Source organism: Ralstonia sp. VS2407 (genome assembly GCF_052950655.1).
In genome coordinates this window covers 54,891-80,792 of the sequence record NZ_JBRFVG010000012.1, presented here as the reverse complement: position 1 = coordinate 80,792, position 25,902 = coordinate 54,891, and the positions used below count along the sequence as shown (strand labels likewise).

Annotated in this window: 28 protein-coding genes; 21 read left to right on the top strand and 7 right to left on the bottom strand. The window is 64.8% G+C overall.

Features of this window, described 5'->3' with window-relative positions; translation table 11 throughout:
* Positions 1–111 precede the first annotated feature (111 nt).
* On the bottom strand, positions 112–1,422 hold the full coding sequence (locus ACU8YE_RS18970) for a M20/M25/M40 family metallo-hydrolase (protein WP_232041258.1): 1,311 nt from the start codon (positions 1,420–1,422) through the stop codon (positions 112–114).
* Between the two features lie 183 nt (positions 1,423–1,605).
* On the opposite strand from ACU8YE_RS18970, the gene ACU8YE_RS18965 reads away from it, so the two are divergent.
* Positions 1,606–2,400 carry a DUF1835 domain-containing protein gene (locus tag ACU8YE_RS18965; protein WP_024977378.1) on the top strand — a complete coding sequence of 265 codons (795 nt, stop codon included), beginning with the start codon at positions 1,606–1,608 and terminating at the stop codon, positions 2,398–2,400.
* Positions 2,401–2,499: 99 nt separating this feature from the next.
* Here ACU8YE_RS18965 and kefC read toward each other — a convergent pair whose 3' ends face one another.
* Together kefC and kefF are read right to left on the bottom strand one after the other, a co-directional pair.
* Positions 2,500–4,440 (bottom strand): glutathione-regulated potassium-efflux system protein KefC, encoded by a 1,941-nt coding sequence (gene kefC, locus ACU8YE_RS18960; RefSeq protein WP_446929342.1) that lies wholly within the window; start codon positions 4,438–4,440, stop codon positions 2,500–2,502.
* Between the two features lie 23 nt (positions 4,441–4,463).
* The gene (gene kefF, locus ACU8YE_RS18955) at positions 4,464–5,021 is read right to left on the bottom strand and encodes a glutathione-regulated potassium-efflux system oxidoreductase KefF (protein ID WP_433865569.1); all 558 of its coding nucleotides are present in this window, start codon (positions 5,019–5,021) and stop codon (positions 4,464–4,466) included.
* A gap of 400 nt (positions 5,022–5,421) precedes the next feature.
* Between kefF and ACU8YE_RS18950 the strand changes: the two genes are divergently transcribed.
* The 10 genes from ACU8YE_RS18950 (at position 5,422) to ACU8YE_RS18905 (ending at position 12,653) form a co-directional block, all read left to right on the top strand.
* On the top strand, positions 5,422–6,117 hold the full coding sequence (locus ACU8YE_RS18950) for a GNAT family N-acetyltransferase (RefSeq protein WP_232041261.1): 696 nt from the start codon (positions 5,422–5,424) through the stop codon (positions 6,115–6,117).
* Positions 6,118–6,374: 257 nt separating this feature from the next.
* Positions 6,375–8,012 carry a methyl-accepting chemotaxis protein gene (locus ACU8YE_RS18945; protein ID WP_316870638.1) on the top strand — a complete coding sequence of 546 codons (1,638 nt, stop codon included), beginning with the start codon at positions 6,375–6,377 and terminating at the stop codon, positions 8,010–8,012.
* A gap of 16 nt (positions 8,013–8,028) precedes the next feature.
* Positions 8,029–8,676, top strand: a complete 648-nt coding sequence (gene cysC, locus ACU8YE_RS18940; protein WP_232041262.1) for an adenylyl-sulfate kinase — start codon at positions 8,029–8,031, stop codon at positions 8,674–8,676.
* Positions 8,673–9,779 carry a sulfotransferase family protein gene (locus ACU8YE_RS18935; RefSeq protein WP_446929341.1) on the top strand — a complete coding sequence of 369 codons (1,107 nt, stop codon included), beginning with the start codon at positions 8,673–8,675 and terminating at the stop codon, positions 9,777–9,779. The genes cysC and ACU8YE_RS18935 overlap by 4 nt, the downstream gene beginning before the upstream one ends.
* 134 nt (positions 9,780–9,913) lie before the next feature.
* Positions 9,914–10,657: a LysM peptidoglycan-binding domain-containing protein gene (locus ACU8YE_RS18930; protein WP_414561217.1), complete on the top strand. Its 744-nt coding sequence runs from the start codon at positions 9,914–9,916 to the stop codon at positions 10,655–10,657.
* Positions 10,648–11,061 (top strand): hypothetical protein, encoded by a 414-nt coding sequence (locus ACU8YE_RS18925; protein ID WP_414561218.1) that lies wholly within the window; start codon positions 10,648–10,650, stop codon positions 11,059–11,061. The genes ACU8YE_RS18930 and ACU8YE_RS18925 overlap by 10 nt, the downstream gene beginning before the upstream one ends.
* A gap of 21 nt (positions 11,062–11,082) precedes the next feature.
* Entirely contained in the window at positions 11,083–11,520 is a 438-nt protein-coding gene (locus ACU8YE_RS18920; RefSeq protein ID WP_446929340.1) for a hypothetical protein, read from the top strand.
* Positions 11,521–11,555: 35 nt separating this feature from the next.
* Entirely contained in the window at positions 11,556–11,945 is a 390-nt protein-coding gene (locus tag ACU8YE_RS18915; RefSeq protein ID WP_446929339.1) for an SgcJ/EcaC family oxidoreductase, read from the top strand.
* A gap of 100 nt (positions 11,946–12,045) precedes the next feature.
* Positions 12,046–12,207, top strand: a complete 162-nt coding sequence (locus ACU8YE_RS18910; RefSeq protein ID WP_322018662.1) for a hypothetical protein — start codon at positions 12,046–12,048, stop codon at positions 12,205–12,207.
* 11 nt (positions 12,208–12,218) lie between these two features.
* Positions 12,219–12,653 (top strand): hypothetical protein, encoded by a 435-nt coding sequence (locus tag ACU8YE_RS18905; RefSeq protein WP_440076348.1) that lies wholly within the window; start codon positions 12,219–12,221, stop codon positions 12,651–12,653.
* 57 nt (positions 12,654–12,710) lie between these two features.
* Here the strand turns inward: ACU8YE_RS18905 and ACU8YE_RS18900 are convergent, their stop codons facing one another.
* Positions 12,711–13,682 (bottom strand): 5'-nucleotidase, encoded by a 972-nt coding sequence (locus tag ACU8YE_RS18900; protein ID WP_322018664.1) that lies wholly within the window; start codon positions 13,680–13,682, stop codon positions 12,711–12,713.
* A gap of 19 nt (positions 13,683–13,701) precedes the next feature.
* Positions 13,702–14,190: an Lrp/AsnC family transcriptional regulator gene (locus ACU8YE_RS18895; RefSeq protein WP_027680403.1), complete on the bottom strand. Its 489-nt coding sequence runs from the start codon at positions 14,188–14,190 to the stop codon at positions 13,702–13,704.
* A gap of 156 nt (positions 14,191–14,346) precedes the next feature.
* On the opposite strand from ACU8YE_RS18895, the gene hppD reads away from it, so the two are divergent.
* Entirely contained in the window at positions 14,347–15,453 is a 1,107-nt protein-coding gene (hppD, locus tag ACU8YE_RS18890) for a 4-hydroxyphenylpyruvate dioxygenase (protein ID WP_322018665.1), read from the top strand.
* 140 nt (positions 15,454–15,593) lie between these two features.
* Here hppD and ACU8YE_RS18885 read toward each other — a convergent pair whose 3' ends face one another.
* Positions 15,594–16,208, bottom strand: coding sequence for an EF-hand domain-containing protein (locus ACU8YE_RS18885; RefSeq protein ID WP_316870632.1), 615 nt, complete (start codon positions 16,206–16,208; stop codon positions 15,594–15,596).
* Between the two features lie 139 nt (positions 16,209–16,347).
* On the bottom strand, positions 16,348–17,031 hold the full coding sequence (locus ACU8YE_RS18880; protein WP_232041270.1) for a type II secretion system protein N: 684 nt from the start codon (positions 17,029–17,031) through the stop codon (positions 16,348–16,350).
* 175 nt (positions 17,032–17,206) lie between these two features.
* On the opposite strand from ACU8YE_RS18880, the gene gspG reads away from it, so the two are divergent.
* The 9 genes from gspG (at position 17,207) to gspD (ending at position 25,894) form a co-directional block, all read left to right on the top strand.
* A complete protein-coding gene (gene gspG, locus ACU8YE_RS18875) occupies positions 17,207–17,677 on the top strand; it encodes a type II secretion system major pseudopilin GspG (protein WP_280928280.1) in 471 nt (156 codons plus the stop codon).
* A 35-nt stretch (positions 17,678–17,712) separates the two neighbouring features.
* Entirely contained in the window at positions 17,713–18,207 is a 495-nt protein-coding gene (locus tag ACU8YE_RS18870) for a GspH/FimT family pseudopilin (protein ID WP_440840096.1), read from the top strand.
* Entirely contained in the window at positions 18,204–18,602 is a 399-nt protein-coding gene (gspI, locus tag ACU8YE_RS18865) for a type II secretion system minor pseudopilin GspI (protein ID WP_045206679.1), read from the top strand. The genes ACU8YE_RS18870 and gspI overlap by 4 nt, the downstream gene beginning before the upstream one ends.
* Positions 18,583–19,314: a PulJ/GspJ family protein gene (locus tag ACU8YE_RS18860; protein WP_260803874.1), complete on the top strand. Its 732-nt coding sequence runs from the start codon at positions 18,583–18,585 to the stop codon at positions 19,312–19,314. Before gspI ends, ACU8YE_RS18860 begins: the two co-directional genes overlap by 20 nt.
* A 1-nt stretch (position 19,315) precedes the next feature.
* A complete protein-coding gene (gene gspK / locus ACU8YE_RS18855; RefSeq protein ID WP_446929338.1) occupies positions 19,316–20,401 on the top strand; it encodes a type II secretion system minor pseudopilin GspK in 1,086 nt (361 codons plus the stop codon).
* Between the two features lie 167 nt (positions 20,402–20,568).
* Positions 20,569–22,005: a type II secretion system protein GspL gene (gene gspL / locus ACU8YE_RS18850; RefSeq protein WP_446929337.1), complete on the top strand. Its 1,437-nt coding sequence runs from the start codon at positions 20,569–20,571 to the stop codon at positions 22,003–22,005.
* Between the two features lie 10 nt (positions 22,006–22,015).
* A complete protein-coding gene (gene gspM, locus ACU8YE_RS18845) occupies positions 22,016–22,582 on the top strand; it encodes a type II secretion system protein GspM (RefSeq protein WP_232041276.1) in 567 nt (188 codons plus the stop codon).
* Positions 22,583–22,599: 17 nt separating this feature from the next.
* Positions 22,600–23,442, top strand: a complete 843-nt coding sequence (locus ACU8YE_RS18840) for a type II secretion system protein N (protein ID WP_446929336.1) — start codon at positions 22,600–22,602, stop codon at positions 23,440–23,442.
* A 37-nt stretch (positions 23,443–23,479) separates the two neighbouring features.
* On the top strand, positions 23,480–25,894 hold the full coding sequence (gene gspD, locus ACU8YE_RS18835) for a type II secretion system secretin GspD (RefSeq protein WP_446929335.1): 2,415 nt from the start codon (positions 23,480–23,482) through the stop codon (positions 25,892–25,894).
* Positions 25,895–25,902 lie beyond the last annotated feature (8 nt).

Genomic DNA, 25,902 nt, shown 5'->3' with positions numbered 1-25,902 from the left:
AAAGCAAGCGGAATACCCGGCAGCCGGGCGTTGGGAAGCCGCTGAGCAGCGGCTTCGCGCAGGAGATGTGCCGCGGCGCGTGTAAGCCTTACGCGCCGCGTTGCAGTGCGGTTACCTGGCCGGGCCGACGCGATCGCGCGACACATCCATGACCATGCGCGTCAACAGGTACAGGCGCGGCACGATGGAATTCAGATCGACATATTCGGCGTCATTCGAGTGCGCGCCAAAGCTCGCCAGACCGAAGCGCTCGATCACGGGCGCCTTGGTTTTCGAGGCGGCGAACGCGGCATCGGTGCCACCGCCCTCGGCCTTGTCGTCAATCTCCAGCGTCTTGCCGAGTTCGCCATAGATCTTCTGGGCGTGCTCGGCCAGCGCGCGCGAGGCCGGCGTGGCTTCCAGCGGCGGGCGGCGGCGCTCGAACTTGGCCGAGACCTGCGTATCCGGGATCAGCTTGTTCTTGATGCGTTCGTTGACGATTTCTTCGAGCTTGTCGGCGTCGGCTGCTCGCAGCAGCCGCACATCGGCCTGGGCGCTGGCCACGGCCGGGATCACATTGCGGTTGGTGCCCGCCTGCGCCACGGTCCAGTTCACCTTCAGGCCGGTTTCCGGCTTGGACAGATCGCGCATCTGCAGGATCTGGTGCGACAGCTCGTACAGCGCGTTGCGGCCCTGCTCCGGCGCGCCGCCCGCGTGCGAAGCCTTGCCCTTCACATCCAGCAGGATCGCGCCGATGCCGCTGGTGGCCAGCGAAAGCTTGTCCGACGTCACGCGCGTGCCTTCGCAGGAGAACACGGCGTCCTGCTCGGCGCCCAGCTTGGCTTGCATGGCCCGCGCGCCCGGCGAGCTGATCTCTTCATCGCCGTTGATCAGCACCGTGAGCGTGCCGTACTGTTTGAAGTTGACGGCCTGCAGAATCGATACCGTGTGCAGGATGACCGCCACGCCGTTCTTGTCGTCGGCAATGCCCAGGCCGTAGGCGCGCTCACCGTCGATGCGGAATGGCTGGTGCGCAAGCATGCCCTTCAAGTACACGGTATCCATGTGCGCGATCAGCATGATGTTGCGCTTGCCCTCGCCCTTGAAGCGCGCAAGCACCATCTTGCCGATCTTCTCGGGCGTGTCGGCCATGCGGTAGGCGTGGTCGCTGGGGTCAATGAGCTTCACGTCGCCGCCCATGCCGCGCAGGCGCTCGGCGATCACGCCGGCAATCTTGTCCAGGCCTTCGATGTCCTTGCTGCCCGATTCGATCGAGACCAATGTCTTCATGGTGTCGATCAGCGCCGGTTTTTCCTGCTGGGCGCGCTTGTAGATTTCAGCCGGCGGCACGGCGGCGGCATGGCCGGCAGCCAGCACACCCACCATTGCGACGACGGCGAGCACTGCGGGGCGCATGCCCTTGGGCAACAACGGGGCTCTCATGAATGTTTCCTCACCTGTTCTTAGTTATGGTCTGCAACAAAACGGCGATTTTCGCACGCCCGCCTGAGCATTGCCCGAGGGCTATCCCCCCTTTGGATAGGCGCATGACACCGCGCAAAGGAATACTGATAGAGATGCGCAAAACGAAAGCGCTGGGCTGACACTCTCGCTACAATTGCTGCCATGCAATACATCCATGTCGTCAACGGCGATGTTGCCGGCGCCACGCTCAAGCAGGCGCTCGCACAGGCTGGCCGCCCCGATTCCGTAGTCGTACTGCGCGACGATCTCGCCGTCGGGCCGCTGGTCGACGTCGACAGCGTCGCCATGGCGCGCTCCGGCTTCTGGCAGCGCGTGGCGCCCAACAGCAATATCGACTTCGCCGCCGAGATGCGCGACGCGCTTGCGTCGCTCGCCGACCTGCGCGATGCCACTACCGAAGTCGCCATCTGGCACGGCCAAAGCGCGTCGGACCAGCTCATGCTGCGCCGGGTGGCGTTCCACCTGCACCAAGCGCCCCAGCGCATCAATGAAGTCGGCATGGATGTGCGCGAACTTGAGGCGCCCAACGGCCAGGGCCCGCTGACGACCATCGGCATGTATTCGGGTGCCCGGTTGGCACGGCGGTTTTCGACCATCGCGCCGGTGTCGGTGTTGCGCATCGGCCGCCTGGCCTACGAATGGCAGCAGACCGTGCGCGAGAACGCCGACACGCGGCTGTGGAAGGGCAACACGCTGGTGCCGGTGTCGTACGGCACGGTGGACGAAGTGATCCTGGAGCACGTTCCCACCGACTGGGCCAGCGCCCGCGACGTAGTCGGCAGCATCATGGGCGCCATCGACGGCCTGCTCGCCAGCGACTGGTTTGTCTTCTGGCGCTGCCGCGAACTGGTCGGCAACGGCCAGTTGCTGCTGCGCGGCGAGGCCGATTCGCTCAGCACCTGTGAACTGCGGCGCAATGTGAGCGTGGCCGTGTAAGTGCCGCCCTAAACCTGGATCTGCCGCGAGGAGCGCCAAAAGCGCTCCTTTTTGTTTGAGCACGGCTTGCGCATGAATCGCGACCGTAACCGGCGCGAGTCAGCCGTCGCGCCGAAGGCCCGCGCGTGCCGGGCAATCGATCGGGGCATCGGCGTCGCCGCCGTCGACCTCGTTGGCGAGATCGCTATCGGGCTGCGTGCCTTCCTCATCGCTATGGACGTCGCCCTCGCCCCAGGGCATGCCGGATTCGCGCAGACGCTTGCGCTGTGTGCGGTCGCGCTGGAACATTTCGGCCAGCTCGTCGCGCCCCTGCTGGGCAAGTGACACGAGCTTCTTCTGATCGCGGTAAACGGGGTAGACCTGCTCCATTGAGTTGAGCGTGTGGCGGCGGAACGTCTGCGCGATGCGGTGCGCTTCGTACGGCTCCTTGCCTAGCCCCTCCAGCACCCGGCGGCTGAGCATGAGCGAGCCCTCGAACATCTCCCGCTCGATCACTTCCACGCCGCGGTCGCGCAGCTGGTACACGTGCGACACGTTGCGCGCCCGCACATACAGCTTCAGGTGCGGAAAGCGCTCGCGCACACGGTCGACCACCTCCAGGTTGGTTTCCATGTCGTCGATGGCGACGACCATCATGCTGGCCTTGTCGGCGCCGGCGGTTTCCAGCAGGTCCATGCGCGTGGCGTCGCCGTAGAAGACCTTGAAGCCGAAGCGGCGCAGCATGTCGATCTGGTCCGGATCGTGATCGAGCACGGTGGCGCTGTAGCCCTGGCTGTAGAGCATGCGGCCGACGATCTGCCCGAAACGGCCGAAGCCCGCGATGATGACCTGGTTGTCCTGGGGCTCGATGGCCTCGGGCGCGCGCTTCTTGCCATCCATCAGGTGCGGCACCAGCACTTTGTCGTGCAGCAGCAGGAGCAATGGCGTCGCGGCCATCGACAGCGCCACCACGAGGTTGAGCGCAGCGGCCGTCTCCGCCCCGAGCACGTCGCCAGCCACGCCGGGACCGAATACAACGAACGCAAATTCACCGCCTTGCGAGAGCAGGAACGCAAACAGCCATGCCTGCCCACGCGCAATGCCAAAGCGGGTGGCAAGCAGGCGCAGCGCGCCAATCTTCACCGCCAGGAACACCGCAACCAGCCCGATCACGGCCAGCGGCTGGCGCATCAGCACGCCGAAGTCGATCGACATGCCAACGGCCAGGAAGAACAGGCCGAGCAGCAGGCCCTTGAAGGGCTCAATGTCGGTTTCGAGCGCGTGACGGTATTCGGAATCGGCCAGCAGCACCCCGGCAATGAAGGCGCCCAGCGCCATCGACAGGCCCACACTGTGCATCAGCAGCGCAATGCCCACCACCAGCAGCAGCGAGAACGAGGTGAACATCTCGCGCATGTTGGTACGGGCAATGGCGCGCAGCACCGGCCGCAACACCGTGCGCCCGCCAAAGATCACGGCCGCCACCACGCCAACTGCCTTGGCCGCCGCCACCCAGCTATGACCGCCGGACGCGTCGCTTGCCTCGGTTGCCAGCAGCGGCAGCAGCGCGATCATCGGAATGGCGGCAATGTCCTGGAACAGCAGAATGCCGAAACTGGCCGTGCCCGCCGGCGTGCGCATCAGATTGCGCTCGGAAAGTGTAGCCAGCGCAATCGCCGTGGACGACAACGCGAGCCCCAGCCCCGCAACCACAGCCGCGCGCCACGGGTGGCCCACCGCCATGACCGCCAGCCCGACGGCCAGCGCACACACCAGAATCTGCAGCCCGCCGTAACCGAAGATGCTCCGCCGCAGCGACCACAGCCGCGCCGGCTCCAGCTCCAGGCCAATCACAAACATCATCAGCACGACGCCGAATTCCGAGAAATCCAGAATCGACTGCACATTGGTGATGAGCCGCAAGCCCCACGGCCCCACGATCACCCCCGCCAGCAGATAGCCGAGCACCGAGCCCAGCCCCAGCCGACGCGCAAGCGGCACTGCCGCCACGGCCGCAGCCAGGTAGATGACGAAATTGACGAGCAGATCGTGCGATTGCATAGGCAGGGAGGAGATCGGAAACGTCAGGCGACGGAGTCGGCGTCGGTCGGGAGCCAGGGTTGCAGCGCGGCGCGCACCTGGGCGATATGGGCGTCGATGACATCGGCAGACACATCGTCGGCATCGTGCAGCACGTGCGGTGGCTGCCATTGCATGCCGCACAACGCAGCCGTCTGTTGCAGCGGCAGCAGGAACATGTCGAACGTGTGGCCGTGAACGCCATCCGGGTTGTAGGAATGCGCGCGACCGCCGGTCGTGGCCAGCACCATCAGATGCTTGCCGCGCAGCGCCGTGCCGCCCGGCCCGTAGGCCCAGCCCATCTCCAGAACCACGTCGATCCATTCCTTGAGCAGCGACGGCGTGGCGTACCACTGCACCGGAAACTGGAAGACGAGCAACTCCGCCGCCTCCACCGCTTCCTGCTCAACACGCACATCGATGTCGAAATCCGGGTACTGCCGGTACAGGTCGTGCATGGCCACGCCAGGCAGGCTGGCCAGGGCACGCGCGAGCGGCTTGTTGGCGCGCGAACGGCGCGGCGCAGGATGCGCGTAGATCACAAGAATGCGCGAGGGCGTCATGGAAAATCAGGAGGCTGGGGCGTCTTGATGGCGCATCTTCGCACGGCTATTGTTGAGCGGCGTTACGAACGGCGGCGGCAGGTAATCGGGCGATGTAACTTTCAGAGCACCCGGAAAGCGCGCCTTCGCTCGCTTTTGCGCGATGCAACATTTACGTTGTTGCCACGCCACACCTCTGGAACCCACCGTCGGATGCGTTAAATCAATGATTTACCGGGAAATCCTCTGGAAAGTCTGACACCAGACTTACGGGGAAACCCTGATTGCACTACAATAGCATGGTGCATTGCACAACACTCAGTTGCACCCGATTGAGTGCCCCGGAGGTGCCATCCGCGCCTCCGACTCATCACTTCGCAGCCTTCCACTGAAAGGCGCGATCAGAACAGGAAACCGTGTCGTGAACCCGCTCGAGCTGAGCAAGGCCATCGGCGTCGTCACCCAGGACGACATCGACAAAACGGAAGCAGCGCAAGGCGCGCCGCGTTCCACCGTGCTGGTGCGCGAGCTTGCTGCGCACCACCGGTCGCGCCTGCTCAAACACCTGCTCGCCCTGGGCGAGGAAGACCGCCTGCTGCGATTCGGCCAGGTGGTGCGGGATCACGTGATCGAGGCGTACGTCGACAGCATCGATTTCGACCACGACAAGGTCTTCGGCGTCTACGACGAGCGTCTGGAGCTGACGGGCGTGGGCCACCTCGCCTACCTGCGCGACAACCCGCAAGGGCGCGTGGCGGAGTTCGGCGTGTCGGTGTCGGAATCGGCGCGCGGCAAGGGCGTGGGCAGCGCGCTGTTCCAACGTGCCGCCATGCATGGCCAGAACACCAAGGTGCGTACGCTGTACATGCACTGCCTGTCACGCAATGCAGCCATGATGCACATCGCCAAGAAGGCGGGTATGCGCGTTCAGTACGCCTATGGCGAAGCCGATGCCTATCTCGAATTGCCGCCCGCCGACACGATGAGCCTGCTGACGGAAGCCATCGACGAACAAGTGGCCGACCTGGACTACATGCTCAAGCGCAACCTGCGCGATGTGCGCCGGTTTGGACAGCGCTTCTGGCGCTCGCTGGTGCCGCAAAAGCGCACGGTGTAACTGCTTCGCCCAACAAGAAACGCCCGGTTCCACCCGGGCGTTTTTGTTTTGCGCGGCGCATTTGGATTGCTCGCAATTTAATGCAAGTCATTTCAATAAAATAATATCTGCAAAAAGCGTCATCGATATTCCCAGCCTTATTTTGTGATGCCAGTCCGACGTGCCATTACGCATATTGAGTAATTTGATTTAAATCACTCAAGCTCCCGCCATACCGCTCGATAGTGCATTCGTTATCGATTATGACGGGGACAAAGATGCGCTTCTCGAAAATGAAGGTGGCCACCCAACTGGCGTGGGGTTTTGGCTTAACAATGGGGCTGCTCGTGCTGCTGATGGCATTCAGCCTGCAGCGCATGTCAGATTTTCGACGGCTGCTGGAGGACACTACGGAAATCAACGCCGTGGAAGCCAAGCTCGCCGCAAAAATGTATTCGAGCGTTACTGAACGGGCATTGGCTTATCGGAATATCGTGCTGCTGGAGCAGCATGACGAAATCCAGATCGAACTGAGCCGCGTTGATAAGCAGGAGGCCCTGTACAGCGAAGCCGACCGCAAGCTTGGCCGCATGTTCGACACGTTGCCGGACACCACCGCCGAAGAAAAAACGCTGCTTGCGCAAATCCGGCAGCAGGCTGAATTGGCCGCGCCGTTCGCAGCGCGCGTCAAGGCGCTGATTGCCGCCGGCCACAAGGAAGACGCGTACAAGGTGTTGCGCTTCGAATTCCGCCCGGTGCAGCGCGCTTGGTGGGATCTGCTCGGCAAGCTGCAGGCGTTTGAAGAAAAGCTCAACGACGAAAACACCGCCAAGGCCAAGTCGAGCTACATCGACAGCCGCAACTGGCTACTGGCGCTGAGCGTCCTGGCACTGCTGGTGAGTCTCGCGGCCAGCGTCCTCATCACGCGCGGGCTGCTGCGCAAGCTCGGCGGCGAGCCCGGCACGGTGGCCGACATTGCCAGCCAGATCGCCGGCGGCAACCTGGCCGTGGCCATACCGACGCGCGACGACAATCAGACGAGCCTCATGCACGCCATGAAGCGCATGCGCGACAGCCTCGCGACGATTGCCGAACAGGTACACACCAGCACCGACACGCTGGCCACGGCATCTGAGCAGATCGCCACCGGCAACTTCGACCTGTCGACCCGCACGCAGGAACAGGCCTCGGCGTTGGAGGAATGCGCCGCGTCGATGGAAGAGCTCAACGCCACCGTCAAGCAGAACGCCGATCATGCGCGTCACGCCAACCAGCTCGCCGCCACGGCTGCCGAGGTCGCTACGCGAGGCGGTACGGTGGTAGCGCGCGTGGTGGACACGATGGGCGCGATCAGCGAATCGGCACGCAAGGTAAGCGAGATCATCGGCGTGATCGACAGCATTGCTTTCCAGACCAACATCCTGGCACTCAACGCAGCCGTGGAAGCGGCCCGTGCCGGCGAGCAGGGACGCGGCTTTGCGGTGGTCGCCAGCGAGGTGCGCGGGCTGGCGCAACGCTCTGCTGCGGCAGCCAAAGAGATCAAGTTGCTAATCAACGACTCTGCCAACCATGTCGACGCCGGCAGCACGCTGGTGGAACAAGCCGGCACCACGATGCAGGATGTCGTGACCAGCATCCACCGCGTAACTGCCATCGTGACCGAAATCATGGGCGCGACCGACGAGCAGGCCAGCGGCATCGACCAGATCCACCGCGCCATCACGCAAATGGACGAAGTCACGCAGCAGAACGCCGCGCTGGTTGAAGAAGCGGCCGCAGCAGCGGAATCGATGCGCGAGCAGTCGAGCCGACTGGTGGGCGTGGTGAGCGTATTCAAGCTGGCAAACCAGGCGAAAGCGGCAGCCCCCGCAGCAGCGCGCATCGGCTATCACCAACCCGCCCTGTTGCCGGCCTGACGCGGAGAACGCCGAGATGAAGCCTGCGCTCTCTTCCTGCGCCAGCCCCGGCGCACGGAATGTCTACTGGCATACCGGCGCCGTGGCTGACGAAGCCCGCGCGCATCAGTTCGGTCATGCGCCGCTCACGCTGTGGCTCACGGGCCTGAGCGGCGCGGGCAAGTCCACCCTCGCCTATGCGCTGGAAAAGCGCTTGTACGAGACGTGCCAGCGCTGCGCCGTGCTCGACGGCGACAACCTGCGCCACCACCTGAACCACGATCTCGGCTTTACTGAAGCCGACCGCACCGAGAACCTGCGCCGCGCCGCCGAGGTGGCGCGCCTCATGAACGACGTCGGCCTGATCGTCGTGACGGCGTTCATCTCGCCGCTGCGCTCCGATCGCGAGATGGCGCGCGAGATCATCGGCGCAGACCGGTTTGTGGAAGTGCACGTCTGCACCACGCTCGATGTGTGCGAGGCGCGCGACCCAAAGGGGCTATACGCCCGGGCGCGAGGCGGGCAGATCCCGCAATTCACCGGCGTTTCGTCGCCGTATGAGGCACCGGAGGCGCCGTCGCTGCGGCTCGATACCGGCGCCATGCCGCTGCTGGCAGCCACGGCCGCGCTGCACGCTCACTTGTCCGCCTGGCTGGACAATCGCCAACCGGAGACCGTTCGATGACCGCCCTGCCACGCCCCGTCCTGATGATTCCGCTGCGCCGCTGCGGCAGCCATGCGCTGCGCCTGCGGCTGAACTTCAACCCCGCGTTCTACGCACCGTATCCGCTGCACATCGTCGACTTCATGCCGCTGGTGCCGCTGTACGGCGACCTGCAGGACGATCGCGCCTACTTCCGCCTCGTGACCGACGTGATCGGCCTGCAGGCAGCGAGCATGGTGAAGTGGCCCGGCATGGTGTTTGATCCGGTGGAGGTGTTCGAAGCCTTGCGCGACCAACCGCGCAGCGTGCACCGCGTGGTGTGGGAACTGCTGCTGCGTGCGGGCGCGCAGCACGGTGCCCGCGTCGTCATGGACAAATCACTCGACAGCGTGCACTACGCCGCCGAGCTGATGACGCTCTTCCCAGACATGCGCTTCCTGAATGTCGTGCGCGACCCGCGCGCCCAAGTCGCGTCAATGAACCGCGCGATCATCCACGACTTCGACACGCTGCTGAACACGCAGACCTGGGTGGCCGCGCACCGCGCCGCCAACGCGCTCATCGCCCAGTACCCGGAGCGAACCTGCACCATCCGGTATGAAGATTTCCTGGTCGATCAGGAAAGCACGTTGCGCCGCGTTTGTGCTTTCCTGGAGATCGATTTCCTGCCGCAGATGCTCGATGTCTCGCGCTCGGCCGAAGCGCGGCAGATTTCGCGGTTGTCAGCGTTGTGGACGTCCAACTGCTTCGCGCCCATCACGGCCAATATCGACAAATTCCACCAGCAGTTGTCGATGGACGAAATCACGCTCATCGAAACCCTGGCGCGCGACGACATGGCCCGCTACGGCTATGCCCCGCTGACCGCCGCAAACGCCCGCATCGAAACACACACACAGGAAGCGGCGCGCATGCGCTCGGAATCCGGCCGTCAGGCGGCATGGCACGCACTGGAAACGGACAACTACCGCGATTTTGTCTTGCGCCGCCACCGCGCTGATTTTCTGGGCAGCGTGCGCGAGCGGCTCATGCTCCAAGCGAAGACGGCGACGGCCGTCAAACCCACGGCACCGCACCGGCTGGAGGCGCTGGCCGACCCGGCTGCGTTTGAAGTCACGGACTAGCCGACGCCACCGCTTGGGTGCACATGCATTGCCGTGGACAGCCGCCAGCAAGGTACATAAACAGCCGTTAACACGCGGCCGGCGGGCGCTGGCTACCATGCCCCTCCATAGGTCAAGCAACCGCGGAGGGGCACATGGTCACCAAGGCCCAGGCCAAACCGAAAACCGATTTCGAGCGCTGGCAGGATTACATCAACACATCTACCAAGCACCCCGACCGCTGGAACGGCTACGACTGCGATATCCAATCTGCGGTGGGGGAATACAACCGCTACCTGATGGGCAACGCCGGCTATCTGCCGCTGGACTGGCAGATCGTCAAGGCGATGGTGTGGGTCGAAACTGGGGCAGATTCGGAAGCGTGGCAGACCAAGCCGATGCAGATCGGCAACCTGGGCGACCCCGGTCTGAATACCCTGCTGCGCGGCGAAGAAGGCAGCGACCTGATCGTGCCGCCGGCCATCCGCACCCGGTTGAACGCGGGCCTGGCCCGAACGGTGCCCGCGTGGAACATTCGCGCCGGGATCGGCTACCTCCTCACGCGCATGGCGAAGTTCGACGTCCGGAGCGTGCGCGATACCGACGACAAGGTCTATGAGGTCACCGTCAAGGCGGGCGACAGCCTCGACAAGATCGCCCGCGCACAAGGCTCAACCCTGGCGGAAATGCGCACGCTCAACCCGAACGCCGCAACACTCAAACCCGGACAGGTGGTCAAATACCGCAAGGCCGCCATGCGCAAGATGATTACCGGCTGGCGGCCCGTGACGACGCAGAACATTGCCGTGCTGTACAACCACGGCGACGCCGCGTACATCCGGAAACTCGATTACGTGCTCACGCTTATCCCGAAGATCGGAACCGCCGCATGCAAGTAGGCCGCCTCCTTATCGCCGTATCGCTGCTGGCCGCACAATCGGCCATGGCTGCAGATACCCTGACCGGAACCTTCCGCGGTGATGGCCGCGCCTGCTACGGCGCCTTGTTCCTCCGCCCGAAGACCATCGAGTGGAACGCCAGCTTCTTCAAGTGCGGCCCCACGCGTTACAAGGTGATCGAGCAGGACCTGTCGGGCGAGCATCCGCATGCGTCGTTCAAGATTGAAGACCACCGCAAACGCTGCGGCCTGGCCGTGATCGAAGTCTCGCGGTACAGCGAGTTCTCCTGGAGCGTAAAGGGCTACCAGACCGTGGAGGCCTATCAGAAGCGCGAGGAACCCGGCTGGAAGGATTCCGCCGACCCCGCACGCCAGGTCGCCTTGTGCGGCATGCGCAAGGAATAGCGCAGCCAACGCGCCGCCGCCATGCAGCCGCTCCAACGCTTCACCCTGGAGAAACACAGCGGCCCGTATGAGCAGTGGCCCATGCGCACACGCGTGATCGTCGACGGCGTGCCGCACCCGACGCTCACCATCCCCGGCTACGAGCTGCTCCGGCAATACCAGACCGACCTCGGCTTCGTCCTCATCACCAGCTACGACTGCCCGTTTGAAGAGGCCGTCTCCATCACGCTCATCGCGCCCGACCTTTCACGCGCGATCAGCACCGGCACCATCGGCGCGGCGTACTACACGTTCTGGCTGGATGACGTCGAGTGGATCGACGCAAGCCACTTTCGCCTCACCTGCGAAGACGCCGTGGGTGATTGGCTGGTCACGCTGCGCGCCCGCCATATCCCGGTGTTATCGCCGGCCGTCTTCATCAAGCGCCGTGTGGCGCCGCCGGTCGAGCCCGCGGTGTAGAGTGAAAGGCTGCCCTTTCATCGATACCTGCCGCCATGACCGACGACGAACGCGCCATCCGCAACGTAGTGGACACCTGGCTCGCCGCCAGCAAGACCGGCGACATCGATACCGTGCTCGGCCTGATGACCGACGACGTGTTGTTTCTCACGCCCGGCCAAGCGCCCTTTGGCAAGGACGCCTTCTCCAAGATGTCCGGCGGCATGAAGGACGTGCACATCGACGGCACGAGCGATATTCAGGAGGTGCAGGTGTTTGGCGAGATCGCTTACTTGCGCAACGCGCTGCGCATCGTCGTCACGATGCCGGATGGGAAGGTGGCGCGGCGCTCGGGGCAGACGTTGACGATCCTGCGCAAAGAGGTAGATGGGAAGTGGCGGGTGGTGCGGGATGCGAATTTGGTGATGGCTGACTCGACAAACTGATACCGTCATGGTCTTCCTAGCAATCAGCCCCGAAGGCTTGCAACGCGCGCTACAACTAGCAAGCGAGGCGAATCTGCCAATCTGGTGCGGATCGGATGCAATGTCCGAAGCTGACTACGGCAAACTCGCCGGACGCAACGTATCGCGGTTTGTCTATCCGCTGCGCGGGGCCTCTACCGAGGTGCAGCAAGGTGCAGTCGAAACGATCGCAGAGCATCATCCCGGTGAGCCCGTTTGGGTAGAACACCTGACGCCGACCTAGACCTTTTTGCCATGCGACTTTCACTGGAACTACTCTGGCGCGACCCTGATGACGAGATGCTCGAACTACGGCTGTCACTTCGAAGCGCGACCCAGTCCGTCGCAGTCGATTTCTACGATTACGCACCGAGCTTGATTGCATGGGGCGCGCAATTGGCTGCGTTTCCAGCCGGTATCGATGACGAAGTCGCTTTCGAGAAGGGCGCCACGGGCGACAACACCATTCTCCGATTGGCTATCCGTGCATTTGTGGTGAACGGTGCTGGCGCCACAGCACTGGAGATCGAATATGAACGACGCGGTGACCGACTGGACCAAGAAAGCGCTCGTTTCGCGGTTCCCATCGAGGCTGCGGCAATCAGTCGTTTGGGCGCCGCATTGAAATCTTGGAGCCCCACGGAACATGCACCGCTCATCTTCAGCGATGGCTCACTAGTGGCCGCCTGATTCAGCATCCCCGCCCGTCTCGGGGAAGCCTTCCTACTGTTTTTGTTTTCTTCTCGCTCAAGCAGGTCCAACACTTCCCACCGGTACGGATCGACCAGCATGCCCTCGATTGGCAATTCCGAAAGGGATATGGACCATCGGAATATTGGCGGCAGAAGATTGCAGATGACTCAATTGATCATCGAAGTACATATGCGGCTTCAGAATCGAGAGAATTCTCGTCTTGTCCATTCCTCCGAGAAAAAATGACTCATCGGGTGATACTCCCCACGATTTCAAAGTGGTAACTACGCGCTCGTGCGACGGTGCATTGCGCGCAGTCACAATAGCCGTACGTAACAATTTCTTATATCCGGGCTCCTCCTTCACTCGCTTTTCTTCAAGCTTCTGTAAGAAGGCAAGTTTCATAAATAGATTTGCAAGTAGCCCCGGTTGATGAGGTATTTCGCGATGAGCCGATTCGTGGGCCTGGAACTCTCCCAGATCGTTGTTGCGCTTGTACACCGACTCCGCTTCATCGTCTGCGATAACACCGTCGAAATCGAAAGCGACCCTCAACTCGATATCAAGCTCGTCGTCATACACTGTCGAGGGCAACACCAGGCCTGCTGGGTAGTTAGCGTCGATTGATTGTTGAACGTCGGCCTGATTTGCCGTCAAAAACAAGGCCGCGTTAAAGGCGGGGACATATTCATAGGGTGACCGCCCGGCCATAAATGCCGCCCGTGTGATATCAAGTCCGTAGTACCTGATAGAACGAAAGACACGTAGCCCTGTTTCCGGAGAATTTCGAGATAAGAGAACCACCTCCACGGGCGATTGCTTCGGAAAGACTTGATTGATGCGTAAGAACCGCCTGATGAACGGAAATGCAACACCTTTCGGGAACGGTGTGTCTAGATTTTCTTCTTGGTGCAGCCGATACTCTTCAACGCCTTGTCGTTTGTAAATCTCATCCGACTCAGAGAGATTGAACAAGGCGCTGGACGCCACCCCAATTACTAACTTTCGTTCTATTGGATAAGCCACTACCTACTCCACTATCCCCTCAAACCACCACCGGCAACGCCGTCGTATCTTTAATCCGCTCCAACGCAAAGCTGCTCTTCACATCGATCACCGCCGGGTGCGCAAGCAGCTGGTCGCGGATGAAGCGCGCGAAGTGCTCCATGTCTTCCACGAACACCTTGAGCAGGTAATCCATCTCGCCGGTCATGGCGTAGCACGTGACCACCTCGGGCCATGTCGCCACGGCGGCGCGAAAGATGTCTGACGGCCCCTTGCCCTTGGGCGCACCGCCCTGCTTTTCCAGCCGCACGTTGATGTAGGCCGACAGCCCCAGCCCGATCTTGGTCGGGTCGAGCAGCGCGGCGTATTGGCGGATGACGCCGGACTCTTCCAGGCGGCGGATGCGTCGCAAACACGGGCTGGGCGACAGATTCACCCGCTCGGCGACTTCGAGGTTGGTGAGGCGGCCGTTGTTCTGCAGGACTTCCAAGATCTTGCGGTCGATCTTGTCGAGTTCCACTTTATTCATTTTTGTTGCTCCGCACCAATTAATTCGGCAATTTTCTTGCGCAAATTTAGCAAGGTGGGCACAACTTCGCAATTTTTGCTTGGAGGGACACTCCTACACTGCGAGGATCGTCAAAGACCTGAGCGCTCCAGAGCGCGCCCCCACAGGAGACTCACCATGCAATTCACGCCTTGGGAAAACCCGATGGGCACCGCCGGTTTCGAATTCATCGAATACGCCGCGCCGGACCCCGTTGCCATGGGCAAGCTGTTCGAGAACATGGGCTTTACCGCCATCGCGAAGCACCGTCACAAGAACGTGACGCTGTATCGCCAGGGCGAGATCAATTTCATCATCAACGCCGAGCCGGATTCGTTCGCGCAGCGCTTTGCGCGCCTGCACGGCCCGTCGATCTGCGCGATCGCGTTTCGCGTGCAGGACGCCGCGTTCGCCTACAAGCGCGCTCTGGAACTGGGCGCCTGGGGCTTCGACACCCACAGCGGCCCGATGGAGCTGAACATTCCGGCCATCAAGGGCATCGGCGATTCGCTGATCTACCTGGTCGACCGCTGGACCGGCAAGAACAACGCCAAGGCCGGCGACATCGGCAACATCAGCATCTACGACGTGGATTTCGTGCCCATCGCGGGCGCCAACCCGAACCCCACCGGGCACGGCCTGACCTACATCGATCACCTGACGCACAACGTCTACCGTGGCCGCATGAAGGAATGGGCCGAGTTTTACGAACGCTTCTTCAACTTCCGCGAAGTGCGCTACTTCGACATCGAAGGCCAGGTCACGGGCGTGAAGAGCAAGGCGATGACGAGCCCGTGCGGCAACATCCGCATCCCCATCAACGAGGAAGGGACGGAGAAGGCCGGCCAGATCCAGGAGTATCTGGACATGTACCACGGCGAGGGCATCCAGCACATTGCGCTGGGCTCGACCAACCTGTTCAACACGGTGGACGCACTGCGCAGCAACGGCATCACGCTGCTCGACACGATCGACACGTATTACGAACTGGTCGACAAGCGTATCCCCGGCCATGGCGAAAACGTGGCGGAACTGAAGAAGCGCAAGATTCTGATCGATGGCGCGCCGGGCGACCTGCTGCTGCAGATCTTCTCCGAGAACCAACTCGGCCCGATCTTCTTCGAGTTCATCCAGCGCAAGGGCAACCAAGGTTTTGGCGAGGGCAACTTCAAGGCGCTGTTCGAGTCGATCGAACTCGACCAGATGCGCCGCGGCGTGCTCAAGGCCGACGATCAGCCGGCCTGAAAACCCTCAACTTCAGGCGAGCTGTACCCGCACCCCGGTGGTTCGCCATCGGGGTGTTTTTTTTGGGGCGTCGCGGCAAGCAATAAAAAACGGCGCCCGAAGGCGCCGCTTGCTTACAACCGATACCGCGGGTGGAAGGCTTATTCGCCCTTGGTGGCAGACGGGCCGCCCGGCATGGCCGCGGCTGCAGGGGTGTTCTTCTGCGCCTTGCGGGCATCGTGACGGGCCTTCATGTAGGCGCGGATTTCGTCTTCGGTGATCTTGCCGTCGTGGTTGGCGTCGATCTGGTCGAAGTTCTTGGCCAGACGCGGCATGCCGGCCTGCACTTCGTCCTTGGTCAAGGAGCCGTCGTTGTCCTTGTCGGCGGCCTTGAACTTGGCGTCGAAGCGTTGCGCCATCTTTTCGCGCATCTCGCCCTTGTGGGCCTTGTGCCAGGCGGCCAGCTCGTCCTTGCTGAGTTGGCCGTCGTGGTTGGTATCGATCTGGTCGAAGTTCTTCTCAAGCCAGGTGTGACCCTTGGCCTCGTCGCGCGAGATTTGGCCGTCGCCGTTGGTGTCGAGGGCCTTCAGGCCGCCGCCGTGACGGCCAGGCTTGCCGGCAGGCGCATTGGCTTGCGGCGCAGCTGGCACTGTCGCGGGCGCCTGTGCGCTGGCGGCTGGGGCGCTGGCATCCTGGGCACGGGCGTTCATGCCCGACATGGCCAGGAACAGGGCCGAGGTGGCGAGGAAGGCTTGGACAGCACGTTTGTTGGTCATGGTCAGCTCCTTTTCACATGGACTGTGTAGCGGATTAGAACCCGACAATGCCGACGCGTTGCCGGCTTTTACACGCTGTTACCCCGATGACATGCCCTGTAATATGCGCGCCCCACCGCATGGCGGGGCCGCCCCGTGCCTATTGGTTGGCACCCGGCTGGGGGTTATCGCCCTTGCGTGCGGCCGCCGCCGCGCGGTGACGCGGGCCGACGATACCGCCGCCCTGGCTGGCAGGCTCGTCACCCGTGTTGATCTGAGCGGGCGCAATGGGCAGCATGGCGCCCGGCATGGCGGTGTTGGCCGGGTTGTTGGCAACTGGCGGCGCGGGTGGCATAGCGGGCGTCGATAGCGGAGCTGCGGCACCTGCAGGCGGCAGCGGCAAAGGCGGCGCATGGCGATTGGCAGGCGACACGCCGGCCACGGCGCTGGCTGGCAGCGGAATCTCCTGGCGCGCACCGTTACGCTCGATCACTACCGAGCGCGCCTTGATTTCCACCAGCTTGAGGTTGGGTGACAGCGACTTGCCGGCCCGAACCGCCTGCGGTGCGCCGCCGTCCACCGACACGATGGCCGCGCCCGAACCATCGGCCAGATCAGCCACCACGCCCATCACCTGCACATCGCGCGGGCCATTCTGCGGGCCACCGCCAAAGAGCGTGACGGCCGCGCCGGTCTCCAGCGCGTCGGTCTGGGCCACACGCGCCTCGCGCGGCGTACCCAGCGAGCGCAGCGACGACAGCGTCAGCACCCAGTGCGTCAGGAGCGCACACAGGGCAGCAAACAGTACAAGACTGAGCAGGCGGGACGACTGTCGAGCGTTCATGAAATGGGGCAAGGCACCGTAGGAATACGCCGATTCTATCCGCCCTTCATGCCGGTTCGGTGAACAGCTTGGAGGTGCGGCTCTAGAGCCAACGCGGCATGACCCCCGCGTGCAATATATGGTCATATGTCACGGATATACTGTGTCTCTTCCCCTTATTGCCAACTCTGTCGCCATGATGCAAGGCCAACTTCGCTCTTCCTTCCGCCAGCGCGCCCTCGCCCGACATGCGGCGCGTGGCTTCACCCTGATCGAAATCATGGTGGTGGTGGTGATCCTGGGCATCCTCGCCGCGCTGGTGGTGCCGAAGATCATGAGCCGTCCTGACGAGGCGCGCATCATTGCCGCCAAACAGGACATCGCCTCCATTTCGCAGGCGCTCAAGCTCTATCGCCTGGACAACGGCCGCTACCCGACCACCGAACAAGGCATCGGGGCGCTGGTCGCCAAGCCGACCACCGAGCCGATCCCCAACAACTGGAAAGGCGGCGGCTATCTGGAACGCCTGCCCAAAGACCCGTGGGGCCACCCGTACCAATATCTGAATCCCGGCGTGCGCGGTGAAGTGGACGTCTTCAGCTTCGGCGCGGATGGCCAGGCCGGTGGCACGGGCAACGACGCCGACATCGGCAACTGGGACAACTAAGCCGCCGCCGTCCCCCCAGCCCCCACCCGCTCACCATGCTCGGCCATCCACACCGCCGCCGGCGGGCTCTCGGCTTTACGCTGCTGGAGTTGCTGGTGGTGGTGGTCATCATCGGCATCGTGCTGGCCGTGGTGGCCGTCAACGCCACGCCCAACCCGCGCTCGCAACTGGCCGATGACGCGCAGAAGCTCGCCCGCCTGATCGAACTGGCTCAGGAAGAGGCGCAACTCACCTCGCGCCCCGTGGCGTGGGAAGGCGATGCGCAGGGCTGGCGCTTCTACGAATCGACGCCGAGTGGCTGGCGCGTGCTCAACCAGGACGTGCTCGCGCCGGGCCACTGGCGCCAAGGCATGGACAACGTACAGATCGTAGCCGGTGCCGCTGCGGTGCCGGGCGCCCCGCAGCGCCTCGTGTTCGGCCGTGAGGCGATCGGCCTGCCGTGGCGCGTGGCGCTGACCTCGCAGGGCTCGCGCGTCGACGTGGTATCAGACGGCGGCCCGCGCGTGCTGACGGAGACGCAAACGCAATGACGCGCAGCCACCGTCCAACGCGCACGCGCGGTTTCACCCTGCTCGAAGTGCTGGTGGCGCTGACCATCGTGGCCGTGGCGCTGACTGCCACCATGCGCGCCATGGGCAGCATGACCACCGCAAGCGACTCCCTGCAGACGCGCATGATAGCCACCTGGAGCGCCGAAAACCACCTCGCCAACCTGCGCCTGGCACGCGTCTTCCCCGACCCCGGCGCGCGCGGCTTCGCCTGCCCGCAGGGCGATACACAACTGTGGTGCGAAGAGACCATCGCCACCACGCCCAACCCGGTGTTCCGCCGCGTGGAGGTGTCCGTCTATCCGGACGCTTCCAAATCCGTGCGGCTGGCCTGGCTCGTGACTCTGTTGCCGAACGATGCGCGCAATGTCTTCTAACCGTTCGGCGCGCGGCTTCACCCTGCTCGAACTGCTGGTGGCGATCACGCTGCTGGCCATCCTGGCCGTGATTGCCTGGCGCGGGCTCGACAGCATGACCCGCACGCACGAGGCGCTGGCCCAGCGCGACGAACGCATCGAAGCACTCAAGACGGCCTACGCCCAGTTCGACGCCGATTGCACCCAACTGGCCGATCCGAACACGTTGTCGCGCTCACCAGTGGAGGTGGACGCCAACCGCGTGCTGATGGTGCGCGACCGCCGCGACGACGGCCAGCCGCCCGCGTGGCAGGTGGTGCTCTACCGCATCGTCGACGGCCGGCTCGAACGCCTCCAGACCCAACCGATCACCAACCGCGGCGACCTGCGCAATGCGATGGACAACCTGCGCCAGGGCGGCGCGGGCGCGGCGCGCTACCTGCTCGCCGCCAACGTCGACAGCATCAGCGCGCGCGCCTGGATTGAACCCGGCGGCTGGATGGACAACACGGGCGCGCTGTCGGCGGCGCTGTTCCCGGCCGGCAGCAACACCACCACCCTCACCGGCTTGCCGACGGCTTCCGCGCCCAGCGCGTCGGCGCCGACGGCCAACAGCCCGGGCGTGGTCGTGCCGGCCGCCTCGGTGCGCGCGGTGGAACTGGCATTGCTCGTGCGCATGACGCCGCAGGGCGCGCCGCAGCGCTTCACGCGCATCTGCATGACGGGGCTTTGACATGGCGCGATGCTCTCGTCAACCTGCCCAACGTAACGCGCGTGCCCGGCGCCAGCGCGGCGCGGCCATCATCACGGCCCTGCTGGTCGTCACGCTGGCCGTGGTCATCGTGTCGGGCATGTTGTGGCGCCAGCAGGTGGAGATCCGCGCAGTGGAAAACCAGCGCCTGAAAGCGCAGGCCACATGGATCGCGCGGGCCGGCATCGACTGGGCGCGCCTCATCCTGCGCGATGACCAACGCCGCACCGGCGCCGTCGACCACCTTGGCGAAATCTGGGCTGTGCCGATCCAGGAGACCAAGCTGTCGGACTTCCTCGGCAGCTCGCTGCGCACGGATACGGCCGGCGAGGAGTCGTACCTGTCGGGCCGCATCTTCGATGCCCAGGCACGCTTCAACCTGATGAACTTGCTGACGGCGCAGACGCTGGGCGCCCGCACCCTCATCACCGGCCGCGACAAGGACGCCATCAAGGCGTACGGTCTGCTGCTGCAGTCGCTCAACATCGACCCGAGCCTGGCCAATATCACGGCGACGTACCTGGCGCAGATGCTGGGCGGCTTCCAGTCGCTCGAAGGCATGCAGGGCGGTCAGCAAGGCGGCGAAGACAGCGGCGGCGGGAGCGGCGGCAGCAACAGCAACGGCCCCCGGCCGCTCGACGACGTGGCCAGCCTGCTGACGATTCCCGGCTACACGGCCGACATGATCGCCAAGCTGCGCCCCTACGTGATCGTGCTGCCTACCCGCACGCAGATCAACGCGAACACGGCCAGCGCCGAAGTGCTGGCCGCCGTCATCCCGAACCTGAGCCTGGACCGCGCCCGCTCGCTGGTGCAGGCGCGCGACCGCGCGTACTTCCGCAACATCGGCGATGTCACGAACCAGTTGCGCGGCATCGCGCCCGGGGTCGACACCACCGCCGCAGCCAATCTGCTGGACGTGCAGACCCACTATTTTCTGGTCTACGGCATGGCCCGCCACGAGCGCGCTCGGATCGGGGAAGTGGCGCTTGTTTCACGTGGCGATCCGATCAACAATAACGCGACCCGCATCGTCTGGGTCCGCCGCATCGACGAGATTCCGTCATGACGGCGGCGCAACACCCCGCCACGTGCGTACGCGCCGCTTGTAGACAGACCCTGGCCTTCGCCGTATTGTCATCCGCATCGTTCAGCATCGCGGGTTTTGCGCAATCCGGCGCTTCCGTCGGCAGTTCGCATTCACACTCTCAAGATCAATATCAATAGAGGAGCGGTTTGACGACCTCCCTGTACGTGCGCCTGCCGCACCGGCCCATTCAATCGCCCGAACGCTGGTCGGCGGGCGCGCTTGCCTCCGTGCCATTCGCGCTGGTGCGTGAAGAAGGCGCGCAGGGGCCGCAACGTGTTCAGCGCGAAGGCACGTCGCGCACCGACGAGCTGCCCGCGGCTGACCGCCTGATCCTTCTGCTGCCCGCCGCCGATGTGCTGCTGGTGCCGGCCAACATGCCGCCGCTGGCGCTGCCCAAGCTGCGTCTGGCCCTGCCCAACCTGGTGGAAGACCGCCTCGTGCAGGACGCGCAGCAATGCCATATCGCCCTTGGGCCCCGCCTCGGAGATGCACCGGCCCGTGGCTGGCGCGCCCCCCGCGAGCCGCAATCGCGCGCGCTGATGATTGCCGATCGCGCGTGGGTCCGCTTCATCTTGGATACCTTTGCCGGCCACAAGCACCGCACCTGCCATCTGCTGCCCGCGCAGCTTTGCGTGCCGTTTGAAACACCTGCCGTAGCGGCAGCGCCGATTGCAGAATCGGCAAGCGCCGTCGAACGTGCCGAGCCGTCGCTTGACGCTTCCTCTGCCGCTGAACCCGCAGCCGACGCGCCTGCTGCTAAAACCGTGGCCGCGGTCGCACCGGCAATCATCGCGCTCGATGCGGCACCGCCGTCCGACCCGGATGCGCCCGTCGCCATCGACATCACCGTACGCACCGGCCGCGCCGAGGGCTACGGTCTGCGCGTGCTGCCCGCAAACGTCGGCAACTGGCTGGGGATTGCCCCCACGCCGGCCACGCTGATGGTGTCCCCGGCACTGCGCGAGCTGGCGCCCAGCCTCTCCGCCGACCCCGCAACCGCCACGCTGGACTGGTCCACCTGGGCCGCCGGCGCACGCGACGCCCTCGCGTCAGGCGAAGCCGATCTCTGCCAGTTCGACTTTGCAAGCGGCGGCGTGGCCGGCATGGACTGGAGCCTGTGGCGCCTGCCGATCGCGCTGGCCGTGCTGATCGTGGTCGTGCAGCTCATCGGCATGAACGCGCGCTGGCTCACGCTGCGCGCCGAGCAGAAGCGGCTCGATACCGCCATGCGCGCGCAATTGCAGACGGCATTCCCGAATACGCCCGTGATCCTCGACCCGCCCGCGCAGATGCGCCGCCAGGTCGAGCAACTGCGCTTGGCCGCCGGCAAATCGGCGCCGGACGACTTCCTGCCGCTGGCCGATCGCTTCGCCCAGGCTGCCACCGGCCTCGCGCCCGACGCGTTGCTCGCGCTCGACTACCACGGCCGCGCGCTCACGGTCACGCTCACGGACGGCACCGACACCGCCAGCCTGCGCACCGCTGCTCGCAATGTCGGCCTGAACATGGACACCGCCGAGGCCCCGCGCGGTGCCGAGGCGACCGTACCGGGCTCGCGCTGGACGGTCTCCATCGCCCAATAACGATTCCTCCATGGCGACTTCCTCCTCTTCTTCCCGATCGTCATCCCGCCGCCTGCCGCGCATTGGCGTGCCGGACTCGGTGCGCGATGCGGCCACGACCTTCTGGATGCAGCGCGAACCGCGCGAGCGCCGCATCCTGGCTGGCGGCGGCGTGGTGCTGTTACTCGTGATCGTCTACCTGGTGCTGTGGGAGCCGGCCTTTGAAGGCCAGCGCCGCATCGAGAAAGCCCTGCCCCAAATGCGTACCCAACTCGCCGAGATGGAAACGCTCGGTCAGGAAGCGCGCAGCCTGTCGGCCATTGCCGCTGCACCCGTGCCGCGCGGCGCGGAACTGCAGCAGGCACTCAACACGAGCCTGACCAACCACGGCCTGAAGGCCACGCGGATGGCGATGTCGGGCGAGAGCGTGCAGGTGCAACTGGACAAGGTGCCCTTCGGCGCCGTCGCCGAATGGCTGCAGGAGGTGCGGCAGGCGCAGCGCATGAAGGTGATCGACACGAACATCAAATACGTGGGCGCGACGGCCCTGGTCAACGTGACGGCGACGCTGCAAGGCCCCGCCGCCGCAGGCCACTGACGGGTCCGATCGTGCCGATGGGAATTGAATCGCTTCCGCCGCTGCGCTTGCGCCGCCGTGCCGAGTCCGACGAGCGCACGAGCCTCGGCTGGCGCGTGCTGTGGTGTGGCGTGGCGCTGCTGGCCGTGGGCGTGACCCTGGTGGCGCAGTATCCGGCCGCATGGGCGGCGGAGCGCATCGCCGCAGCCACGGGCCACCGCGTTTTGCTGGCCGACAGCCAGGGCAGTATCTGGCACGGCAGCGCAACGCTGGCGCTGACGGCCGGCAACGGCGGCGCCGATGCAACCGTGCTGCCCGGTCGGCTGTCCTGGTCGATCGACATGCTGCCCCTGCTGACCGGCACGCTGCGCGCGCACCTGACGCACGATCGCGCGCTGGAGAAGCCGGTCACGCTGACGGTCACGCCAGGGCATTGGGACGCGGAGGCGGGCACGGTCGCCCTGCCGGCATCATTGCTGGAAGGCATTGGCGCACCGTTCAACACGCTCAAGCTGGACGGCCGGCTGCGGGCCCAGTGGACGCCGCTCTCGGGCCGATTCGGCCGTGGAAAGGGCCAGCCAGACACCGCCCAGGGCGCGCTGACTGTCACGCTCGAGCAGGTATCATCCAGCCTCAGCCGGGTACGGCCGCTGGGCAGCTACCAGGCGGTGGTGTCGTTTGGCGGCGTGAGCGGTGGGCCGATGCAGCTGTCGCTGTCGACGCTGGCCGGGCCGCTCACCCTGCAGGGCCAGGGCACGCTTGGCCAGGGCGCGCATTTTGCCGGCGTGGCCAGTGCCACGCCGGAGTCGGAACCGCAATTGATTGGCCTGTTGAGTCTGCTGGGCCCGCGCGACGGGTCCAATCATCGACTCCGCTTTTGATCCTCAAGCCGGCGCGCGAGCCAGCGTGCCGACAACCATGAACGAGACCATGTACAACGCCTCCCCCCGACTCACCGTTCGCGCCATCGTCCTGGCATGCTGCGCAACAATGGTGGCCGGCTCGATGCCAGTCTTTGCCGCTCCGCCGAGCGCGGCATCTGCCCAGAACGGCGCCGCCGGCAACCCCGGGGATGAGGTCTCGCTGAATTTCGTCAACGCGGATCTGGACTCGGTGGTCAAGGCCGTCGGCCAGGCCACAGGCAAGAACTTCATCGTCGACCCGCGCGTGAAGGGCACCGTCAACCTCGTCACCGAAAAGCCGGTGACGCGCGCGCAGGCGCTGGAATCGCTGGGCTCGATCCTGCGCATGCAGGGCTACGCGATTGTCGAGGGCAACGGCTTCACCAAGGTCGTGCCGGAAGCCGACGCCAAGCTGCAGGGCTCCCCCACGAGCGTGGGCGCGGCGGGCTCGCGCGGCGGCGAGCAGGTCGTCACGCAGGTTTTCCGCCTGCAGCATGAATCGGCCAACAACCTGGTGCCGGTGCTACGCCCGATGATCGCGCCCAACAACACGATCACCGCCTACCCGGCCAACAACACGCTGGTCATTACCGATTACGCCGACAACCTGCGCCGCATCGGCCGCATCATCGCCTCCATCGACACGCCCGTGGCCGGCGAGACCGAACTGATTCCGCTGAAGAACGCCGTGGCCATCGACGTGGCGGCCACGCTGCAGAAGCTGCTCGACCCGTCGGCCGGTGGCGCAGGCGGAGCGGGCGCCGGCGCGGCGCTGTCGGACCCGAGCCTGCGCACGTCGGTCGTGGCTGAACCACGCTCGAACAGCGTGATGGTGCGTGCGTCGAGTGCGGCACGCCTTGCGCAAGCCAAACAGCTGATCGCCAAGCTCGACGTTCCGAACGCACGCCCGGGCAACATCTGGGTGGTACCGCTCAAGAACGCCAACGCGGTGCAGCTGGCCACCACGCTGCGCGCGATCGTCGCGGCCGATGCCACGCTGTCGCCCTCGGCAGCGACCGGCCCGGGCGGCCAGAGCGCCGCGCAAGGTGCGACCTCGCAGCCGGCGGGCGGCGTGAACACCTCGCAGAACCAGAACACGCAGAACACCAACTACGGCAGCAGCTCGGGGTCGGGCAGCGGCTCGGGCAGCGGCAGCTCTTCGTTCCGCGCCTCGTTCGGGCAGAACAACACGCCGACCACCGGCGGCATCATCCAGGCCGATCCGGCCACCAATGCGCTCATCATCACCGCCAGCGAGCCGGTCTACCGCAACCTGCGCGCCGTGATCGACGATCTCGACGCGCGCCGCGCGCAGGTCTATATCGAATCGATGATCGTGGAAGTGACGGCCACCAAGGCGTCGCAACTCGGCATCCAGTGGATGGTGGGCGCGGGCGGCCCGAACACCTACGGCGGCGGCGGCACCAACTTCGGCACCGGCTCGGGCAACCTGCTGACGCTGGCCGGCACGATTGCCACCATCACGACGGGCGGCATCGGCAGCACGGCGGCGCAGACGGCGCTCTCGAACGTGAACGTCGGGCAGCTCAATGGCGGCAACTTCGGCGTCTTCAACAAGGCCAGCGGCCTGGGCGCGATTCTGTCGGCGCTGGGCTCGGACGGCTCTGTCAACGTGCTGTCCACCCCGAACCTGATCACGCTCGACAACGAAGAGGCCAAGATCCTGATCGGCCAGAACGTGCCGATCACCACGGGCTCGTATGCGCAGACGGGCACGTCCGCTTCGGTCACGCCGTTCCAGACGTTCGACCGCAAGGACGTCGGCATCACGCTGCGCGTCAAGCCGCAGATCACCGACGGCGGGCTGGTGAAGATGCAGATCTTCCAGGAGTCGTCGGCCGTGGTGCCGGGCACGCAGAATGCGACGCAGGGCCCGACCACCAACGTGCGCTCGATCGAGACCAACGTGCTGGCCAATGACGGCCAGGTCGTCGTGCTGGGCGGCCTGCTCGAAGACAACTACCAGGACGGCGAGCAAAAGGTGCCGGGCCTGGGCGACATCCCCATCCTGGGCGCGTTGTTCCGCTCGGAAAACAAGACGCGCGTGAAGACCAACCTGCTGGTGTTCCTGCGCCCGATCATCCTGCGCACGGCCGATGCCACGGGCGCGCTGTCAGACAACCGCTACAACTACATGCGCGATACGCAGCAGGGCTTTGTCTCACCGAACATGCTGCCGACCACGTCGGACAAGGACACGCCGGTGCTGCCCTCGCCCAACGCCATGCGCCCGGCCGACAACTACGGCGATGTGTCGATCGTGCCGAAGGGCCCGGCCGGCACGCAGGTGCCCCCGGGCGCCCCGATGCCGATGCCGCAAGGCACCACGCGCAGCCAGCCGCGCCTGCAGAACTTCGCGGCGCCCACGTCGGGCGGCTACGACGGCAACGCGCCGCGCAACGGTGGCTGACAACGGAC

Bases quoted from the DNA above. Each gene is read 5' to 3' on its own strand.
- gspI (WP_045206679.1), top strand. From the start codon at position 18,204: ATGACGCGCAGCCACCGTCCAACGCGCACGCGCGGTTTCACCCTGCTC.
- ACU8YE_RS18840 (WP_446929336.1), top strand. From the start codon at position 22,600: ATGGGAATTGAATCGCTTCCGCCGCTGCGCTTGCGCCGCCGTGCCGAG.
- ACU8YE_RS18920 (WP_446929340.1), top strand. From the start codon at position 11,083: ATGCAGCCGCTCCAACGCTTCACCCTGGAGAAACACAGCGGCCCGTAT.
- ACU8YE_RS18885 (WP_316870632.1), bottom strand. From the start codon at position 16,208: ATGACCAACAAACGTGCTGTCCAAGCCTTCCTCGCCACCTCGGCCCTG.
- ACU8YE_RS18925 (WP_414561218.1), top strand. From the start codon at position 10,648: ATGCAAGTAGGCCGCCTCCTTATCGCCGTATCGCTGCTGGCCGCACAA.
- ACU8YE_RS18930 (WP_414561217.1), top strand. From the start codon at position 9,914: ATGGTCACCAAGGCCCAGGCCAAACCGAAAACCGATTTCGAGCGCTGG.
- ACU8YE_RS18880 (WP_232041270.1), bottom strand. From the start codon at position 17,031: ATGAACGCTCGACAGTCGTCCCGCCTGCTCAGTCTTGTACTGTTTGCT.
- ACU8YE_RS18895 (WP_027680403.1), bottom strand. From the start codon at position 14,190: ATGAATAAAGTGGAACTCGACAAGATCGACCGCAAGATCTTGGAAGTC.
- ACU8YE_RS18860 (WP_260803874.1), top strand. From the start codon at position 18,583: ATGCGCGCAATGTCTTCTAACCGTTCGGCGCGCGGCTTCACCCTGCTC.
- cysC (WP_232041262.1), top strand. From the start codon at position 8,029: ATGAAGCCTGCGCTCTCTTCCTGCGCCAGCCCCGGCGCACGGAATGTC.
- gspG (WP_280928280.1), top strand. From the start codon at position 17,207: ATGATGCAAGGCCAACTTCGCTCTTCCTTCCGCCAGCGCGCCCTCGCC.
- ACU8YE_RS18915 (WP_446929339.1), top strand. From the start codon at position 11,556: ATGACCGACGACGAACGCGCCATCCGCAACGTAGTGGACACCTGGCTC.
- ACU8YE_RS18910 (WP_322018662.1), top strand. From the start codon at position 12,046: ATGTCCGAAGCTGACTACGGCAAACTCGCCGGACGCAACGTATCGCGG.
- ACU8YE_RS18965 (WP_024977378.1), top strand. From the start codon at position 1,606: ATGCAATACATCCATGTCGTCAACGGCGATGTTGCCGGCGCCACGCTC.
- ACU8YE_RS18945 (WP_316870638.1), top strand. From the start codon at position 6,375: ATGCGCTTCTCGAAAATGAAGGTGGCCACCCAACTGGCGTGGGGTTTT.
- kefF (WP_433865569.1), bottom strand. From the start codon at position 5,021: ATGACGCCCTCGCGCATTCTTGTGATCTACGCGCATCCTGCGCCGCGC.
- ACU8YE_RS18935 (WP_446929341.1), top strand. From the start codon at position 8,673: ATGACCGCCCTGCCACGCCCCGTCCTGATGATTCCGCTGCGCCGCTGC.
- hppD (WP_322018665.1), top strand. From the start codon at position 14,347: ATGCAATTCACGCCTTGGGAAAACCCGATGGGCACCGCCGGTTTCGAA.
- gspM (WP_232041276.1), top strand. From the start codon at position 22,016: ATGGCGACTTCCTCCTCTTCTTCCCGATCGTCATCCCGCCGCCTGCCG.
- gspD (WP_446929335.1), top strand. From the start codon at position 23,480: ATGAACGAGACCATGTACAACGCCTCCCCCCGACTCACCGTTCGCGCC.
- ACU8YE_RS18905 (WP_440076348.1), top strand. From the start codon at position 12,219: ATGCGACTTTCACTGGAACTACTCTGGCGCGACCCTGATGACGAGATG.
- gspK (WP_446929338.1), top strand. From the start codon at position 19,316: ATGGCGCGATGCTCTCGTCAACCTGCCCAACGTAACGCGCGTGCCCGG.
- kefC (WP_446929342.1), bottom strand. From the start codon at position 4,440: ATGCAATCGCACGATCTGCTCGTCAATTTCGTCATCTACCTGGCTGCG.
- ACU8YE_RS18870 (WP_440840096.1), top strand. From the start codon at position 17,713: ATGCTCGGCCATCCACACCGCCGCCGGCGGGCTCTCGGCTTTACGCTG.
- ACU8YE_RS18970 (WP_232041258.1), bottom strand. From the start codon at position 1,422: ATGAGAGCCCCGTTGTTGCCCAAGGGCATGCGCCCCGCAGTGCTCGCC.